Origin of the sequence: Mucilaginibacter ginsenosidivorax (assembly GCF_007971525.1) — a bacterium.
Taxonomy (GTDB): Bacteria; Bacteroidota; Bacteroidia; order Sphingobacteriales; family Sphingobacteriaceae; genus Mucilaginibacter; species Mucilaginibacter ginsenosidivorax.
Map to the genome: position 1 here is coordinate 6,547,401 of NZ_CP042437.1, position 19,110 is coordinate 6,566,510.

The 19,110-nt window shown below is 38.8% G+C and carries 14 protein-coding genes; 3 read left to right on the forward strand and 11 right to left on the reverse strand.

The genetic code is table 11. The annotated features are described in order from the left end of the window. Positions 1–86: 86 nt before the first annotated feature. Together FSB76_RS27245 and FSB76_RS27250 are read right to left on the reverse strand one after the other, a co-directional pair. Complete coding sequence (locus FSB76_RS27245; protein ID WP_147059089.1) at positions 87–491, reverse strand: hypothetical protein; 405 nt, start codon at positions 489–491, stop codon at positions 87–89. 216 nt (positions 492–707) lie between these two features. Then, on the reverse strand, positions 708–4,097 hold the full coding sequence (locus tag FSB76_RS27250) for a non-ribosomal peptide synthetase (protein ID WP_147059091.1): 3,390 nt from the start codon (positions 4,095–4,097) through the stop codon (positions 708–710). A gap of 478 nt (positions 4,098–4,575) precedes the next feature. Between FSB76_RS27250 and FSB76_RS27255 the strand changes: the two genes are divergently transcribed. After that, entirely contained in the window at positions 4,576–5,412 is an 837-nt protein-coding gene (locus FSB76_RS27255) for a WecB/TagA/CpsF family glycosyltransferase (protein ID WP_147059093.1), read from the forward strand. A 426-nt stretch (positions 5,413–5,838) separates the two neighbouring features. Here the strand turns inward: FSB76_RS27255 and FSB76_RS27260 are convergent, their stop codons facing one another. The 3 genes from FSB76_RS27260 to FSB76_RS27270 form a co-directional block, all read right to left on the reverse strand. Then, positions 5,839–7,197, reverse strand: coding sequence for an O-antigen ligase family protein (locus tag FSB76_RS27260; protein WP_147059095.1), 1,359 nt, complete (start codon positions 7,195–7,197; stop codon positions 5,839–5,841). 216 nt (positions 7,198–7,413) lie between these two features. Next, a complete protein-coding gene (locus FSB76_RS27265) occupies positions 7,414–8,970 on the reverse strand; it encodes a glycosyl hydrolase family 28-related protein (RefSeq protein ID WP_147059097.1) in 1,557 nt (518 codons plus the stop codon). A gap of 236 nt (positions 8,971–9,206) precedes the next feature. Further along, a complete protein-coding gene (locus FSB76_RS27270) occupies positions 9,207–10,760 on the reverse strand; it encodes a glycosyl hydrolase family 28-related protein (protein ID WP_147059099.1) in 1,554 nt (517 codons plus the stop codon). Between the two features lie 167 nt (positions 10,761–10,927). Between FSB76_RS27270 and FSB76_RS27275 the strand changes: the two genes are divergently transcribed. Then, complete coding sequence (locus tag FSB76_RS27275; RefSeq protein WP_147059102.1) at positions 10,928–11,926, forward strand: glycosyltransferase family 4 protein; 999 nt, start codon at positions 10,928–10,930, stop codon at positions 11,924–11,926. A gap of 57 nt (positions 11,927–11,983) precedes the next feature. Beyond that, complete coding sequence (locus FSB76_RS27280; protein ID WP_147059104.1) at positions 11,984–13,450, forward strand: oligosaccharide flippase family protein; 1,467 nt, start codon at positions 11,984–11,986, stop codon at positions 13,448–13,450. 84 nt (positions 13,451–13,534) lie between these two features. Here the strand turns inward: FSB76_RS27280 and FSB76_RS27285 are convergent, their stop codons facing one another. From FSB76_RS27285 to fucP, 6 genes are all read right to left on the reverse strand, one after another. Continuing rightward, positions 13,535–14,680: an acyltransferase family protein gene (locus tag FSB76_RS27285; RefSeq protein WP_147059107.1), complete on the reverse strand. Its 1,146-nt coding sequence runs from the start codon at positions 14,678–14,680 to the stop codon at positions 13,535–13,537. Between the two features lie 183 nt (positions 14,681–14,863). Beyond that, entirely contained in the window at positions 14,864–15,097 is a 234-nt protein-coding gene (locus FSB76_RS27290) for a hypothetical protein (protein WP_147059109.1), read from the reverse strand. A gap of 331 nt (positions 15,098–15,428) precedes the next feature. Beyond that, entirely contained in the window at positions 15,429–16,442 is a 1,014-nt protein-coding gene (locus FSB76_RS27295; protein ID WP_147059111.1) for a zinc-binding alcohol dehydrogenase family protein, read from the reverse strand. A gap of 10 nt (positions 16,443–16,452) precedes the next feature. Continuing rightward, on the reverse strand, positions 16,453–16,788 hold the full coding sequence (locus FSB76_RS27300; RefSeq protein WP_147059113.1) for an L-rhamnose mutarotase: 336 nt from the start codon (positions 16,786–16,788) through the stop codon (positions 16,453–16,455). A 14-nt stretch (positions 16,789–16,802) separates the two neighbouring features. Beyond that, entirely contained in the window at positions 16,803–17,819 is a 1,017-nt protein-coding gene (locus tag FSB76_RS27305) for an aldo/keto reductase (RefSeq protein ID WP_147059114.1), read from the reverse strand. Positions 17,820–17,837: 18 nt separating this feature from the next. Further along, complete coding sequence (gene fucP / locus FSB76_RS27310) at positions 17,838–19,106, reverse strand: L-fucose:H+ symporter permease (RefSeq protein WP_147059116.1); 1,269 nt, start codon at positions 19,104–19,106, stop codon at positions 17,838–17,840. Between the last annotated feature and the right edge of the window lie 4 nt (positions 19,107–19,110).

A 19,110-nucleotide genomic window follows, 5' to 3' on the forward strand; every position in this document is an offset into this window, starting at 1 on the left:
ATAGGTGCCTGGCTTTATTTATTCTGCCCTATCCATATCATCTATAGTGGGGCATTTAACAATAGCGGGCAATCAGGGGCTATATATTAGTTTGGAACAGTATAACTAAAACTTCCGGTTGAGCCACCACCCGATGTTTTGATGGTAACAGGGTCAAGATAAATGCCCTTGTACATTACGCTGGAAGTGATTAACCCATTTGCACTTTGAATGGTCACAGCTATTTTATGACCTACTACCGGGGTAAAACCATAATCAAACGCGGTAGTTTGATCGGCATTTTCGGTATTATAAGGAGTAACTCCATCATTTCCGTATTCAATTATTGTTAATTTAAACTCGGCTGTTGAGCTTGCCTTTACCCTGAATATGCTGTTATGCGCATCATAGTTAGGGTCGTTATTGGCGGGCGCATTTTCTGATAGCCCACCCTTTTTGCACGCTCCTAGTGTTATTGTTAAAGCAAGGATAATAAGTGAAATTTTTTTCATAAATATAAATGTTGGTAAGTTTGAATTAATAACAATAACTAATAAAATAGTCATGGGTGGATTTTATCCGTTATTGTTATTAAAACTGCATGTGCAATATTTATGCCATGGGTAAATGAGGCAAGCGACACAACTACAGAGAATAAAAACAGTGTAACAATAAACAAAATGCATGTTTATTGCTACAAATGGTTTTTAGTAAGGCTAATTTATCGGTCACTTTGCTGTTGCAGTACCTGCTGTCACGTCGTCGATATTATTTTGCAACACATCACCAAGCATTGCTACATGGGGCGGCTGAAGCATAGAAAAATGATCGCCGGGGATTTCAAAAAGTTCGACACCTTTTTTGGCGTACTTTTCCCAGCCCAGGTATTTTCCGTACTCAACATAGTGCACACTAATCTTGGCGCGGTATAAATACAGTTTACCATCAAATGGCTCCAGTTGATAATTCCTGAAAGCTGTGATATGTTTGCTTTTTATTTTCTGAACCAGTTTATAAAACTCTTTAGTATCCTTTTTTTGTTCGGTGGGTAGGGGGGCATGCAGGGCTTTGCTCCTAAACATTTGGTTTATAGAAAACTTTAAAGCCTGTACCATACGCGGAAAATGCCTTTTAGCTTTTTTAGGCAACAAGGAGTACCAGTCTTTATACTCTGTTTTTTCGGAATCTGTATCAAAAATGATGAGCATTTTAACTTCCCTGCCCAAAGCAATTAACTGTTTTCTTATTTCCATCGCTACATATCCGCCCGATGAATAGCCTGCAAGCAGGTAAGGGCCTTGAGGGTTATGTTGCATAATTTCCTGCATATAATGGTAAGCAATTACCGGCAGGCTATCTATCGGCTCATCTACTCCATTAAGCCCCAGCGCCTGTAATCCGTAAACAGGTTGTTCCCTATGCACGTGTTTGGCAAGATGACTAAAATTAAGTACATTCAATCCATCGCCATGAATAATGTACAAGGGAGCTTTTGATCCGGATGGTTTAATAGCAACTAATGATTTAAAATTGTAGTCGCTGGTTTCGCGGTCAATAAATTGAGCCAATGACCTTACTGTCGGATATTTGTAAAGGATAGATATCTGAAAGTTTTTACCTGTTGTTTTTTTAAGTTTCGATAAAATTTGAACGGCCATCAAGGAATGCCCCCCAATTTCAAAAAAGCTGCTCATAACGCCAATGTTGTCTTTTTTGAAATAATCTTTCCAGATGTTAAGCAACATCCTTTCGGTTTCTGTTTCGGGCCCGATAATATCTGTATTAACAGGTGTAAAACCATCATCAACAGCAAGCGCATTTCTATCAATTTTGCCATTGGGAGTTAAAGGTAATCTGTCGAGTTTCACCCAAATAGCCGGCACCATATAATCTGGGAGTGTTTTTTTTAAATAAGCCTTTAACACCTCGTCCTCAACTTCATTGTTGCGATTATCGACTACGTAGGCAACCAACTGCCTTGTTCCGTGCCTATCGGTTTTGGCCAGCACTACCGCATTGCTTAGCAACCCGCTGTTATTAAGCGTACTTTCAATTTCGCCCAGCTCAACCCTGAAGCCCTGTATTTTTACCTGGTTGTCTTTTCTGCCAATAAACTCCATGTTGTAATCAGGCATCATGCGGCCTAAATCGCCGGTCCGGTACATCATACCGCCGTTATCAGGATGAAAAGGATCTGCAATGAAAGAGTATTGTGTTTTTTCAAGGTCGTTGGCATAACCGCGGGCTACTCCCACGCCGCCAATAAATAAATCGCCTACGGTGCCTACAGGCACCGGCTGTAAATGATCATTCAGGATGTAAAAAAAATTATTATCTATTGGCTTGCCATACGGAATGCTATTCCACAATGGGTTAACACTATCAACAACGTAAAAGTTAGACCATACAGTAGCTTCTGTAGCGCCGCCCAAACTTACCACTGTAGCTTTGGGAAAGAATGTCTTAATCTTATCAGGAAGATTTACGGGTATCCAATCGCCGCTCATAAAAACGGTTTTTAACCCGGCGTACTTATAAAAAGGTGTTTCTTTTTCAAGCGTACGTATCAGGTAATCCATTGTGGTTGGCACCGAATCCCAAAACGTAATAGAATGCCTCTGCAACATCTCTGAAAGCGTTTGCACATCCTGGATTTCGTCCTTTTGGGCTATCACTAATGTTCCGCCGGCAGTCAGCATGCCAAAAATATCATACACCGATAAGTCAAAACACATTGATGTAATAAATAGCAGGCTATCGTTTGCATCGATGTTGAATTTTTTGTTCACCCATGACACCAGGTTTACTGCCGAATGGTGCTCAATCATCACCCCTTTGGGTTTACCTGTTGAGCCGGAGGTATAAATAGTGTAGGCAAGTTGTTTACTGTCAATTAACAGGCCGGGATTAGCATCATCAAAATTCTCAGATTGCGCATTGTTAATTAGTATAAAATCCTCTGCCTTAATTAACGACTTTAAAGGATAGTTCTGATCGGCGACAACAACTTTGATTGACGACTTGTTAAAAATATACTCCTGTCTATCTAATGGATAATCGGGGTCAATAGGCACATATGCCCCCCCTGCCTTAAGTATGCCCAGCATACCGGTAATCATGTCAAAATCGCGCCCAACCAGCAAGCCAATATTATCGCCCGGGGTTATGCCTGCATTAATAAGTAAATGGGCAAGTTTATTGGCTTGCCTGTTCAAATCATCGTAAGTAATTTTATTTTCGCCCCTGACTATCGCTATATTTTTTGGTTGTTTTACAACTTGATCTTCGAAAGCTTTAAACAAAGTTTTTTCGTTTGAATAGGGGACCACTGTATTATTAAAATCGTTTAATAATGAATGTAATTCGCCCCGGCCAAGTATATTGTAAGCACCCAGTTTCAAACCAGGATTTTTAATGGTTTCATTTAACAGGTTAAGCAATCTGTCATTAAATAATTCAAAAAAGCCAATGTTAAACCTCTTTGTGTTAAAAAAAACAGATACGTCGAACTTATCACTGTTCTCTTTAAAATGTAAGCCAAAATATAGGTCGTCAATGTTGTCCAACAATTGTGTGATAATATTTTGATTATTTGTTAAGTGGCCGGGGCCATTATCAGCGTTTGTATCCGTGATAAAAAATATCTGAAAAAGACCTGTATTAAAAGATTTCGTTATACGCTGTATTTGGCTTCGGTCCACTTTTTTTAAAGCAGCCTCATTTAAAATACTATTATCTGTTTGCGTTGCCAGGTCAATAAAAGTCATATCGCTGTCGAACTCGCTCCAAATGTGCCCTAATTCAATTTCATCAATTTCATTGTTTTTTTTAACCAAGGCCTGCCCCAATAACAAGGCTGCCTGCCCCGCATACCGTTGAAGTACTATGTTAAACGCTGCGATAAAAACCGAAACACGACTTAAACCGTGACTTTTACTAAACTGTTGAAGGTTCTTGTTGATACTATTACCCGCAGGTAAATCAATTATACGATAACCTGCGGCGATATGGCCCTCAATATCCGGAATTATAGTGCTCTCTGATTTTATGCCGGAGCTGGCATTTTCGATTAAATTTAATTTTAGTGGTTCAGTTTGAGCAGTAGATGTTAGGGACATATTATAGATAGATAGTTGTTTTGCTGGGCCAGTTATCAAAAACTGATCGGGTCATTTATCAGCTCTTTCAAATGGTAAATAGTAAAAACCGTAAAAAGTTTTTTGAGATGCACGGTTTATTCAATTTGATAAGCATTTATAGTAAAATGTACTTTATTTATAACAAACTGTATTCATTTTAAGAAAAAGTGATGGTAAAATTTCTTTTTACAACAAGAATAAATAATTAACAAAAGTAAATTTATGTAATAAGAAAATTTTAATACTCCAATACGTTGTACAAATATTTCGTATGGCAATCTTTAATGCCCTAAAACATTAGAATTCAGGAGCTTTGTTAACTATAGGTAAAAAAAGACAATGTATAACGATTTATCAGGCCTAAACTTGGCTTCGCGTTTGAGTAAGGGGATTTAGATGTTAAAGACATTCAGTATAATTTACAAACGAATTGACACCCAACAACTCCCCTGACACCATGGATATCTATAATATTTTTACATCTAAAATACCCCAGACAATAGAAGACTTTGATCCAAGAAAAAAGAAGCTGATAACTTTTTTAAATCCTCATTCCTATACGTTGGCTTTTAAAAATGCAGCGTTATTTGAGGGTTTTGACTGGATAGCGCCAGATGGAATTTTACTGGTATTTGTACTGAATTTATTAAAAGCTGCTACTTTTAAAATAAAACGTTTTTCGTGCGACATGACCTCGGTAGTGCCGTATGTATTCGATATGGCAATAAAAAATAATTTGGGGGTGTTTTTTCTTGGAACAGACGCAGATAGTATTAAAGATACAGTAAGTGTATTCAAAAGCAATTTTCCGGACCTGGAAATTTCAGGTTTTCATGATGGTTACTTCGCTTCAGATATAAAACGCAAGGAGACCATTGCATCTGTGTTAGCTATAAACCCTGATATAGTATTTATAGGCATGGGCACTATTCTGCAAGAAAGCATGGCTTTGGAATTAAGAGTTGCAGGTTATACAGGTGCTATTTATACCTGCGGCGGATTTTTGCACCAAACAAAACGCGAGATTAATTTTTATCCGCAATTTATCAATAAATTAAACCTCCGTTTCTTTTACCGGATGTATAAAGAGCAGGGATTTTTCGGACGGTCGGTAAAAACATACCCTCAATTTTGCTATCTGATTTTGTGCAAAATATTTAATCGCCCCGAAAAAAAAGAAGGTGATACTACAGTAAATAAACATTTTAGATTTTACGCAGCGCGAAAAAAAATTAAAGTTGTTAGCAGAAATAGCGAAATTCAATTGGATGACAGGATATGCGCCAATTCTTAAGAAGTGGTTTGCATCGTAGGTGCTAATTGCTGCAAAAATAAAGGTCTTGGCAACAAGGCCTTTATTTATTTAAAGATTTATTTAGAACCTTAAGGTGTTGTTATTGATGGTACTATTTCCAGTTCAGGAATAACAGCTTCCTCTGCCACGATTTGTTCTGTACTTATGTGACTATTCTTTTTTTTTTTGAAAACGAATTTGATTCCGTTCTTCCAATATTTCTCCAACGTGATAATGCTAAGGAAGTTGATCACGCGAAGTAATATCCCAAACTTTTTATTATTCATATTTTATGTGGCATCAGATACCATTTTATACGGTGCAACAGCCAATAAGGTTTACGTTAAATTGAGTTTATATTTTCCTTTAGAATTGCAGTGTCAAAATGGAATATGACCAAAGGGAATTATACTAAACCAAGATATTTTATAATGGCCGCGATTCCGCTAAGCTGTATTTACCGAAGAAAAATGTAAAAAGAAGGAAAATTGGAAATGTAGAATGTGATACAGGGGCCCAATCTGTAAAACCATAAATAATATAAGTCATCAGTAAGGCAATTTCCGTCAGCGAGAATATGGTATTTACATTTTTAGCCATATTGGCTTTTGCCTTTGCAAAGGTTGTAATAATGAAAATTAGCCATAGCGCAAACCCAATGATACCTGTTTCGCAAAGAATAATAAGATGTGTATTGTGAATGGGGTTTGATGTCAGAAATTCGTTATGGATTACCTTGCTCATTTCGGGCGACCGGTTCACAAATTCAAGGTGGCTGTTAATGCCAACACCAATAATTGGCGACCGGTGAAAAATATCCAATCCCATGGTCCAGTGATCAAGCCGGGCCTGGTACATATCGTCGGCATCTGTTTTAAGAAACGTTGCGCTAAAAGGCGAAAGAAATACCAGCCAATAAAGCGATAATGCAACAGGCAGTATACCTAAAAAAAAGCTTTTTAACGATAGCAAAGGTTTATCGGCATTCTTAAAGATATAATATAGTGTAAACAGGATAACAACCAAGGTTATGTAGGAGGTACGGGAGTAGGTGAGTATGATAGTTATGCTAACCATAACAAGTGCCACTAAACTCAGCTTCTTTTTAAATCCGTTTAAATATGCCGAAAAGAAAAATCCCGAGGCAATAACCGAGAACAGGCCAAGGTTAGCAGGGGTTACAAAAATACCTATAGCGCCTGCACGGGTACCGTTCCTGGTGGCCCACATATCGCCCCCCGCCTGAAAAATGGTAGTTACAAAACTGACACCCAGTAGCGGATATAAAATTGCCAGGCAAAAATTAAGGATACATAAAAACAAAAAACTTGCAAAAATCCCGTTCATAATTTGTACCGGGTTTAGGCTGTTATAAATTAACCTGAAATAAAATATGTACGAAAACATGACAATAGCAAAAGCAATAGTGCCCCACCTGGCCACATTAAACGGGTTAACAAACGAAATAGCTATAAGCAGCGCTATCCATAGCACCCAACGTTCGTTTTTGTATAGATAAAATACATTTTTGTTTTTTTGAATTACCAGCAAAACAGCTGAAGCGATTAATGGCAACATCAAAAATATTTTCCCGGTGAACGATCCTATACCATCTGTAGATACATACGGAGGGGTATATAGTGGAAACGACATTTGGAAGGGTATGCAGGTAACTATAAAGCTAAAAAACAGGTGCGATGTGTCTTTTTTTTGGAGGAGTAATGTTATATACCAAGCCAGGTAGACTGCTATGATGGCAAAAAAAATCAGGATTTTTAAAAGCATAAATAAATAGCTGCTATGGTTTTGTTGTGATAGCAATATTTATCTATCAGCATTTACAAATACGTCGTTAATTCAACCAATCGTCTCCACTATAATCTTTATTTGGCAAAAAGGTTTTTTGTTTTTCAAATTCTTTACCGGCAATAAAGTACCATCTATAAAAAAAGGGATACAAGTTTGGCTTGTGTCCCCTTTTTTTAGCGTTGCTATTAGCGGTTAACTGGCAATGTTATTAAGCAATTGCGCAAGTGTTGCCTGGAGCCAGTATACAGATACGATACCGGTAAGCATATTATGCCCCTTGTTGTTTGTTATTTTGGGGGCAACCTTGCCGTTGTTAGCGCTTACAATTTTTACTACATAATCCATTGTACGTAATTTGCCCGCCGTTGTGTTAGCAGTCTGGTTGGTGGTAATTTCCAGGCCCGATGAATTTCCGCTAACCAGGATACCCGCTGCCGGTTTAAGTACCGAGCCTGCATCGGTAATGTTATTGCCGTAAAAATATCCGCTGGTATTCAAAATAGCTATGGCATCGGCAGGAGTGCCGCTAATTACATTGGTATTGGCCTGTGTTTGCGTATAATTATTAAACATTATACCATTGCCCATTGCCGATTTAATAACGTTGTTATCAACAGAAACCTTAATAAGCCCTTTTGTGTTTGATGGATCGGCAATGTTTATAGCAGGGGCTGTTAAAAATTGCGTGCCGGTAATGTTTTCATATGTGTTGGTAAAGCAATTGCCTGATATACTTATGTTAAGCATTCCCCAGCAATCAATTTGTCCCTGGTAAATTTTGTTATTGTAAATTTTATGATGGCCGCTTAATGAATCGGCAACACCGTTTGTATAGCCGGAATAAAAGAAACCCATAGTAACCGCGCGGCGATAACGCACCTTTAACCCTCCGCGTTCAACCGGTCCATACCCATCGGCAAAGTTAAAGATGTTGTTATAAACAGATACGTTTAGTACAGTTTCATTTACGCTGTGCCTTTCAATATCAACGCCACCAACCAGGTAGCCGTCGCCGTGTACATTGTTATTGTAAAAGAATGCACCGTTTACGGCACAAAACATGGTGCCTTCGCGGTAGATATTGAAAAATTCCGAATCGTGCACGCTTACATTTGACACCAAATGGAGGTTCAGTTTTGTTTCGAAACAATCTCCAAAAAGAAGTCCGTCGCCCCTGAAGCTTTGAAATTTACAGTTCTTTACTTCAATGTTTTTTCCATTATTAATGCTTAGCGCATGGCAAAATTGATAAGCAGCGTCAAATTTTTGAAGCGCCAGGTTGCCGTTAAAATCTATACCCTGTATGGTAATATTTGCTATCGATGGTGTGCCGGCGTAGTCCTGGTAAAAAATAGAGTTAGGGTTGTAACGGCTGCCCGTTAATTTGATGTGACAGGTTGCCGGCCCGTTACCTATCATACCAACACCATCAACCAGTTTAATAATTCCGCCGCCGTTTCCTGTTTCGCCAATCATATAACTGCCATCCGGCAAATAAATATTAGCCATCCCATGTGCCCTGGCATATAACAAAGCATTCCTGATTGCTTTAGTATCGTCGGTAATACCATCGCCTTTTGCCCCTTGGTCTTTAACATTGCAGGCGCCTGCCGGGGTTGCTGCGGTAGCTAATGATGTAGTAACTGTTTGGATTGTAGAAGGAGTTTCCGGTTGTGGGGCTAAAATGATATTGTCCTTTTTACATGCAGCGAAAAAAAATAGTGCCAGAATTAAAATAGTTTTTTTCATTAGGGGTATTTTTAAATAATACACCCGGTTTAACGACTTTTGTGACAAAATAGTTACAAACAATTAATAAAATTATCTGTTACGCAATTTTTTTTATTTTTATTGAGGAAATAGGAATGGTTGTTGACAGTGGCCTGTTTACGGGCAATTGGGTAAAATGTTGCCCATCTTGGTGATTACGGCAAAAAAAGGAGAGTTTCAGACAAACTCTCCTTTTTAAACTTAATTGTTGTGGCTTATAACGCAGTATTGTTTGAAGCCTGAACGTAGTTTAACTGATAGTAATATTCAGAAACTATGCCTTTTAAAGTATTCTTCCCTTTATTGTTAACAATTTTAGGAGCTACGGCGCCATTATTCGCACTTCCTATTTTTATTACATAGTCGGTTGTACGATTGGTGCCGGCTGTAGTATTGCCCGCAGTGTTTGATGCAATGTATAAACCTGATGCATTGCCGTTGATCAGGATACCCGAAGCCGGAGCGGTTAACGTACCTACATCTGTTATTTTGTTGCCATAAAAGGTGCCGCTGGTGCCCAAAATACTTATGCCGTCCAGGGGCGTATCCGTTATAGTATTGCCATTTGCGGTAACCTTAGTGTAGTTTTTAAAAGTAATTCCGCTACCAATCTCCGAGTGGATTACATTATTATCGGCGTTTACATTAATTAAACCTGTTGCTTCTGCATTATCAGACACGTTGATGGCGGGGGCTGTTAAATAGCTAACGCCCGCAATATTTTCGTAAGTATTGTTGAAGGTATTACCGGATAAACTTACATTGACAATGTTCCAGCAATCAATTTGCCCCTGGTAAATTTTGTTGTTGTAAATTTTATGATGACCACTTAATGAGTCCACTATACCGTTTTTATAACCATCGTAAAAGAATCCCATTGTTACGGCCCTGCGGTATCTTACCTTGGGGCCACCACGCTCAACGGGGCCGTAGCCATCGCCAAAGTTAAAGGTATTGTCGTAAACAGTTACGTTTAATACTGCTTCATTAATACTATGCCGCTCAATGTCTACCCCGCCAACCAGATAGCCATCGCCATGAACATTGTTATTGTAAAATGATGCACCGTTTACGCAGCAAAACATAGTTGCTTCGCGGTATATGTTATAAAATTCACAGTCATGCACTTTTACACCAGTAACTATCCTTGCGTTAAGGCTTGGCTCAAAAACATCGCCAAAAAGCAGGCCATCCCCGCGAAAGCTTTGGAATTTGCAGTTTTTTACTTCAATATTTTTGCCGTTATTAATACTTAAGGCTGTACAAAACTGGTAACTGGCATCAAAAGTTTGGCTGGCCAGGTTGCCGTTAAAATCTATACCTTGTATCACCACGTTACTGATAGACGGCGTGCCGACATAGTATTGATAAAATAAAGGGTTTGGATTTTTTCGGCCGCCGGTTAATTTAATGTGACAGGTTGAAGGCCCATCACCAGTCATGCCAACGCCGTCAACCAGCTGTATTATTCCACCGCCGTTACCCGTTTGGCCTACCATATAGGTGCCGTTGGGGAAATAAATATTTGAAATTCCATTGGCTTTTGCAAACAAAAGAGCGCTTTTAATTGCTTCTGTATCATCCGTGGCACCATCGCCTTTGGCTCCGTGATCTTTAACGTTTACAGATACCGAAGATGCGGCGGAAATGGATGAATTAATTGTTAGGGAATTGCTAAATGAAGCAGATTGAGACGAATTTAAAGGGGTATTTTCCTTTTTGCACGCGACTAAACATAAAGATGCAACTAAAACTAAAAGTTTCTTCATAATTAGGGGTATTAAATTATCTAAAAAGGTAAAAACATTAAATAACCAGAACAAAAATAATAAAAATAGAAAACATTTTAATCTTTAGTTTGTAACAACGTGAAAAAAAATAAAACATTGCATGGGATTATCTAAAACGACGCCATTTTTTAACTATTAAATTAAATATGGCTCTTGAAATATTATCAACTACCTCCGATCTTAACGAATATGGCGGAGCGCAAAAAGTACTGTTGGATTTACACAACGGCATTAAACATAAGTATAATTGCAAAATACTGGGATTTATTGAATTCGAAAAACTACATCCAAAATACGGCATCAGGCAAGCCGAATATGTAAAATTTGCCAACCCGTTTTACCTCAATAATAAAATACTGCTGGTGCATGCCCGCAATATTATGGCTTTGATCATGGTTATTAAACGGATGTTTTTTTTAAATACAAGGATAGTTTACATAGCACATAATGTATACAATACGCACAAACACTTTTCATTTTTCCCTTGTGATATTGTGTCTATTTCAAAAAAAGTAACCCACAACCTGCTTAACTACTTTAACCTTAAAAACAGGAAAATAACCTTAATATATAATGGAGTAAAGGACCAGGGAGACGCTAATCCGGTTGTTACATTTAAAAAACAACAAACCATCAGAATCCTATATTCGGCCAGGGTTATTGATGTTAAGCGTCAATTATTAATTGTCAATCAGTTAAAAGGGAAACTTCACCCTGATATTCAAATTGTTTTTGCCGGTAAAGGACCAGATTACGACCAGTTAGTTGAAAAATGTAGCGATGCAACAAACTTTAAAGCCTTAGGTTTTGTTGAGCACGTGGATGAGCTGGTAAAACAGGTAGATTTTTTAATGCTTTTTTCCACACAGGAGGGGTTGCCTATATCGCTTATTGAAGGAATTATGCATGGCAAGCCGCTGTTGGTTAATGATGTAGGCGGAAATTTAGAAATTGGGGTCCCCAATTTTAACGGTATCGAACTAACAGACGATTGGAATGAACTGGCCGATAAAATTAACAGTATAGTAGATTTATCGGTTGAAAATTACCAACTGATGAGCCAGAACAGCCGCAAGCATTATGAAGCCATGTTTACCTACAACGTAATGATTGACAATTATATAAAGCTCATTGATTCTTTATAACTGTAACCTTCATGACCAAACATATTTTACACACTAAAAAACAGTTACGGGGATAAAATGAAGATTACTTATAATACAATTACCAATAAAATTTCAGGGTTATTTCAAAGTTCTCTCTTTAAAAACAGCAGCTGGGGTATTATATCCCAGATGTCGCAAACGTTGTTCCTTAGCCTGTTTTTTGTAATCCTTGCGCGAAAATATCCAACAGGCATTTTTGCAAAATATATTGTGGCCAACGCCATTTATCAGTTAGTTACGGCCTTTTCAACCATGGGCTTAAGCCAATGGTTTATCAGGGAATTTATGCATACTGATGATAAAGAAACGCTGATAAGCAAGTTTATCAAAATGCAGATATATTTTGGCATCGGCTTTTATATCATCAATGTGGGCCTTGCTTTTTTGATTTATGGCGATAAGTTTACCCGGGTACTAATTATATTGATGGGTGTTAATGTTATTTTTGATAACCTTATTAATGGTATTAAATCCTTAAATATTGCCAATTTTGAACAAAAGAAAACTTTTATCATCCTTACTATCGAATCGGTACTAAAGTTTGTTGCCGGGTGCCTTTTATTTATTTACCCGTTTTCTATCATCACATTATCTGTTATTTTAATAGGTATCCGGTTTTTAACTCTCAACCTTTTCCTTACAATTGGTTCATCAAACCTGGTTACGGTTAAAACACTTTGGCGCTGTAAGGTTACGTACCATGATATGAAGGCCCTGGTTATCATGAACTGGGCTTTTGTCATCATCGGCGGGGTATCTATCATCAACTGGCGAATGTCGAATATTATCATATCAAAAGTTTTAACTGCGTTTGATGTTGCCAATTACGAAATATCGTTTAAAATATTTTCAATAGCACAAATACTACCTGTAGTTATATCAACCTCGGTTTTTCCTTTGCTTGTAAAACATTATTCGAAACCCGATAAAGTCGATTTTTTTGTTTTTTATAAAAAAATGCATGTGTACTATTTATTATTTGGCTGGCTGGCGTTTACGTTTATATATTCCTTCTCAGATAAACTGATTCCCATTGCTTTTGGCAATACTTATTTAAGCAATGCCGAATACACCAAACAGATGTTTCTAACGATCCTTGTTTTTCCAACAGCTTTGCTGCAGGCCAACGTTTTAATTGCCATGAAAATGGAAAAGCAAGATATGCTGTTTAATATTATAGCATTGGTGGTAAACTTGTCTATGTGCCTTTTTGGTGTGTTGTATATCAAATCATTAAGCATAGTAAACTACTCCATATTTGCCTCGTTCCTGGTATTTCACATTTCGCAGGATATTTTGCTGCTGGGACGAAAAATGGTGTCTTTAAAATCAGTCTTTGCGTTTTATATCATGACTGCTGTTTTTATTGGATGCTATATGCTATTGAGCAAAGTAGTAAATCCCTACCTGCTTTTTGTGTTTGCCTGGGTAATTACACTGATAATAACTTTTATGGGTAAAAAACTACAAGCGTTGGTTTTAAGGCCCAACGCCATTGCTTAAGCAAGCGGTATTAACTTAATTTGCCGGTATTTAATAGTATTTAAGGCGCTATTACATAAAACGCGGTAATAAAGTAACTTTTTATCAGATTGTTTCTGCTATCTTTTTACGTTTTGCAAAGCCGAAGATGTCGGCAGTTTTAACATATGCTATTTCCCTTTCGGGTTTTCTATAGCTAAACAGCCACCAAAAACCGTATCGGAGGCATAAATTATAAAAGAAAATAGGTAATACAATTCCGGCAGTCCAGATAATGAATATCAGTGCGGGCACATAGGTAATATGTAAAATACCCATACATAGGGTACGTGTTACCGTCATTACAATTATTTGTATACAATAAATATATAGCGAATGATAACCCACAATACGCAGGAATTTAAATGCCTGTAGTTTTTGTAAAAAGAAAGAGCAATTGATTGACAGTGCACAGCCAATTATTGCCTGGGCAAAAAACAGGTATGGTTTGTTAACTTCCACATACCTGATTCCAAAATCAGATGCCTGTAAATTAAAGGGGGTGCTGTAATATTGAATTGCCAAAAAAGCAACAACCAAGGGTACAAAAAATTTCCATGAAGTGTAAGCCTGCATTTTTTTATCATTCAACATTAATCCCGACAGTAAATCGCCAAGCGCAAAAAAGATATAATACTCAAAAATGTCTGTAAACAGGCCAGCTTTAATATGATACATCAGCGGGAACAGCACGTACAACACCGCACCTAAACAAAGCTGCACCAAACCGGTAACCTTTAGCTTAACGTGTAAAAAAGCATAAATTACACCAATGCAATACAATGCATTCAGGTACCAGAAAATTCCCGTTCGCCTTGGATTGATAATCAGGTTTAAATAATCAATTGCAGTGTATCCGTTGTGGGTAAAGCGGTTCATGATAATTTGCAGCGTAACCTGTATTATACCCCAAACAAACAAGGGGTGCAGTATATTATTGCTCCTGTTGCTAATGTAAGCCGGCAACCCTTTTTTGTTTAAGCTTTTTACAATGAGCAGCCCGGATATAATAAAGAACAAGGGCATGCGGAAGCCGTACAAAAAAACGCCTATATAATTAAAAAAAGGATATTGCTCTAATGCCAGCCCGTGATCTTTCAGCGTTTCATAGCAGTGGCCGTAAGCAACCAGTATAATGCTGATTCCTTTGTCATAATCTATCCAGGGCCATCGTTTTTCATTGCGTATAAATTGGGCATTAAATGGATCCATGAATAATTATTTTTGTTTTTAAGGCAATCATGATAATCTTCAGCCATTGGCAGCGCTTCCGGGAAGAGTTATTTTGAAATGTTAGTTAAATTAATTGGTTTTTATTTTCCAAAGCCAGGGGTATATGAAAGTTTTGGAATTGTTCATGAGAAAAGAATAGGTAATAAATTAATGGTTATGCGGTCAACATACACCCAGGTCATCCCTTAAGCTGTCGCGATAACCCCATTCTTGATTTTTATCCAATTCCGGATATTTCTGACGATTGTCCGTCAACACAATGAGTGCTGTGCCTAACAGTATTAAAGGTGACGCGAAAAATAATATTACAGCTATATCTGCATAACCAATTGCAACCAATGTGGCGTAAATGATTAAATATAGTGTTGCCATGGCTAATGCTCCCCTTGCGTTCATAACTGTTGACTTTAATCTAAAGTTAAAAAACATCAGCACACCCTAAAAGTTTTAAAGTGTCTGCAAATTTTCGATTAAGTTTTTCACAAAATAATCAATGTCACTTGTGGGCAATGCCGGCACAAAGCTAAGTTACCATAATAAAAAAGGGGAGGGGGGGGAACGCCCTCAGTTATTGGGATTTTTTAATAATCGTTTTTTAAGTGAAACTTCCTGATTGTCGGCAATATCTAATAACCTCAAAATAATGGCGCCATTTTTATATATTATGGTGACTCGACCGGTTTGATGTGATGGATTTTGCTTTTAATCATTTTGTCCGCTACAATGCTTAAACCTCTATCATCGCTTTAATTACGCCATTTGCCGGATCAAGCCAACTTTCAAAGTTATCTTTCACCTGAGCAAACTGTACCCGATGCGTAATATAATTTGCGGGTTGTACCAAGCCCTTTTTCATGGATGCAATAACATGCTCAAAATCTTCCCGTGTAGCGTTGCGGCTGCTCATCAAAGTGGCTTCACGCTTGTGAAATTCCGGGTGGCTTATACTAATATCTCCTTTTTGCAAACCAACCAGTACATATCGGGCTCCGTGCGCCATGTATTGAAATCCGTTGTTAATTGCCTTTAAACTACCGGTGGCATCTATCACTACGGTAGGCATATCTCCATTTGTTATTGCGGCCAGTTGTTCCAGTACATCTTCAGTAGCTACATTGATAACATATTCTACCTTTAACCTGTCCCTGCAAAATTCAAGCCTCCTGGCGTTTATATCCATGGCGATGACCTTTGCGCCTGCAATGCGGGCAAACTCCATTATTCCCAGGCCTATCGGGCCGGCTCCCATCACCAATACATATTCGCCAGGCTTAACATCTGCCCGCCTTACTCCATGGGCTCCTATGGCCAATGGCTCTACCAATGCCAGTTCGTCATAACTTAAACCCTCACCATGTACCAGCGAATACGTTGGTACATTCAGGTATTCGGTCATTCCCCCGTCTACATGAACTCCGCAAACATTAATTTTAGCACAGCAATTAGGCTTTCCCGATCTGCAGGCAATACATACGCCGCAATTAAAGTAGGGGATGAATGTTACAACGTCGCCTTTTTGAAAACCCTGCGCGCCGCCGGTGTCAACTAATTCTCCCGACAGTTCATGGCCGAGGACGCGTGGGTAACTAAAGTATGGTTGGGTTCCCTCAAAGGCATGCAGATCAGTTCCGCAAATTCCTATTCTCCTGATCCTGATCTGCGCATAGCCTTCTTTAATTTCTGGTTTTTCCTGTTCTTTAAAAGCTAAACGCCCTGGTTCCTCACAAACTATTACTTGCATATTATTTATCTTAAAGCTGAAAAATCTGTTCCATTATTACCCATTTCTCTCCTTCTTTGGCCCAGGGTAAGGGCTGCTGAAATTTCCACATGAGTTGTTCCCATTCCTGTACTTTGGAGTTAAGCGCATCCATCGCTTCTTTTTTTTCAGCCTCATAATGATCGCTGGTTTCCATAATCATAAACAACCGGTTTCCGGTACGATAGATTTGCATATCTGTAATCTCGGCATCAAGTATACTGGTTCGTATTTCCGGCCAGGCATTTTCTGTCCTGTGCCAATATTCATATTCGGCTATCAGTTGCGGGTCATCCTTGAGGTCAAGGGCTAAACAATATCTTTTCATAGTTTATCTCGTAGTTATAAATAAGTGGAAGCGAAGGCTTTGTCAATCAATCCCTGCTCCTTCATTTCATTCCAGAACCCGGCCGGAATTTTTAAGGAAGCAACGGCAACATTCAGTGCTACCCTGTCTGCATTTGTGGTATTAAGGGCAATGCTTTTAACACCGGGCGCTTTTAATCCAAAAGCAACACATGCATCTACCGGCTTAATGTTAAAATCTTTGCATAACTGATAAAACTGCGTCCGCCAGCGATACAAGCCATGGTCTTTTACCGGATCTTTCAACTGATAGTTATAGTACGCCGACCCGGTTAAAAAACCTCCGTTAAAGACCGCGGAGTTTATAATTTCAATTTTTTGCTTGTCAAGTTCCTCCATAAACTGCACTAATTCCTTTGGATGGCTGTGAATCGTCATACTGTTGGCTATCATTGCCCAATCCAGCTTTACATCATGGCTTATCTTTTTTATGATTCTCCAATCCTTTGATCCTATGCCTATTGCTTTTACTTTGCCTTGTTCTTTTAGTTGATGCAAAGCCCGGTAAGCTGCCAGTATATCCTGGTAACGCCGTGTTTGATCAGCCTCATTCTTTGCCGCTGCCAGGTATTCATCCGGGTCATGTACCGAAACCAGTTGGGCACGGTAATCACCAAGCAGTTCATTTCCTTGTTCATAACACTCAAGGATGCCTTCGTAGCTTATTTTTTGCACCGCATCATATTTCAGGTCACGCCAAACGCCCGGTTCAAAAGTAGGCTCGGGCGTTTTTAAAGCAGTACGTAGCCAGCCTAATTTATTGCTGATAAGTACATCTGTGGGTTTTACATTCAATTGCGCCAAAGCGTTTCCCAGCGATTCGAGCGCGAGCCCGGCTCCGTATTTACCCGCAGAGTCAAATACCGCTGGCTTAGGGGAATGTTTGATGCTTTCGGCTACTATTGCACGTTTAGCCTCATCAGATAGCACTACATATAAATTCCCTAACCCGCTGGTTCCAAAAATTACTTTAGGCAGATTGATCTCTTGCATGTTGAAAATAGATTATTGTTATAGGATAGCTGAAACCGGTAAACTTTCCGGCTTTACTTTTACACGATGGCCTTTTAATCCAAAAAATGCCACCACTATAAAACAAAGCAATGGTACCACATAGCCGTATTGAATATTGCCTGTTGTATCGCTGATATAACCAAACGCCCTTGGCAAAACAGCACCGCCTACAATTGACATAATGATGAGACTGCTGCCAAATTCGGTATCGGCCTTTAAATCTTTTATGCCCAGCGCAAAAATGGTTGGGAACATGATTGACATAAAAAAGCAGATACCGACAACCGTGTAAACCGTTACCATACCATGGGCTAAAATGGCGACAACGCAAAGTAACACATTGATGCCCGCATAAACTGCCAGCATCCGCGCTGAGTTGAAATATCGCATTAAAACCGTACCAATAAATCTGCCTACCAAAAATGCAAAACCGCATAAACCCAGATAGTAGGTAGCCTTTACTTCTGTAAGTCCGGCTGCTTTCGGCGCATACAGAATAAATAAACTGAATACACAAACCTGTGCGCCCACGTAAAAAAATTGCGCGGCCACACCCAATGCTAAATGGCGGTGTTTCAAGGCGTGAAAAATGTTTTTACTGGCTGTATGCCCTTCATGCTGCTGAATTTTGGGCAGGTGTGTAAATGCAAAAAGAATGGCAATGATAACCAGTACACTACCCAGTATAAAGTAGGGTAGTTTTACGGAAGAAGCTTCTGCGGCAAGCGCCAGCTTACGACTATGCTCTGTCATTACGCTTAATTGCGCCGGTGTATAACCTTTGGTAAGTATTATACGCCCCCCAATTATCGGTGCCAGCGTTGTGGCCAGCCCGTTAAACGACTGCGCAAAGTTAAGCCTTTGGGTAGAGGTTGCGGGATCGCCCAATGAAGATGCATAGGGATTGGCGGCTGTTTCTAAAATAGTTAGTCCGCAGGCAATGATAAACAAGGCTACCAGGAAAAACGTGTACTGCTGTGTATTGGCCGCGGGTATAAACAAATAGGAACCAAATGCAAAAATTAGCAAGCCGGTTATTATGCCTGTTTTATATCCATATTTTTTCATAATAAACCCCGCCGGCAAAGCCATCAAAAAATAGGCTATAAACACAGCCGAATCCACCAGGGTGGCCTGAACTGTCGTCAGGGTAAATGATTTTTTCAGGTGTGGAATTAATATGGGATCAAGGTTATGAGCAAAACCCCATAAAAAAAACAAACTGGTAATCAATATAAACGGGAAAAGGGTTTTATTCTTTGACATTATC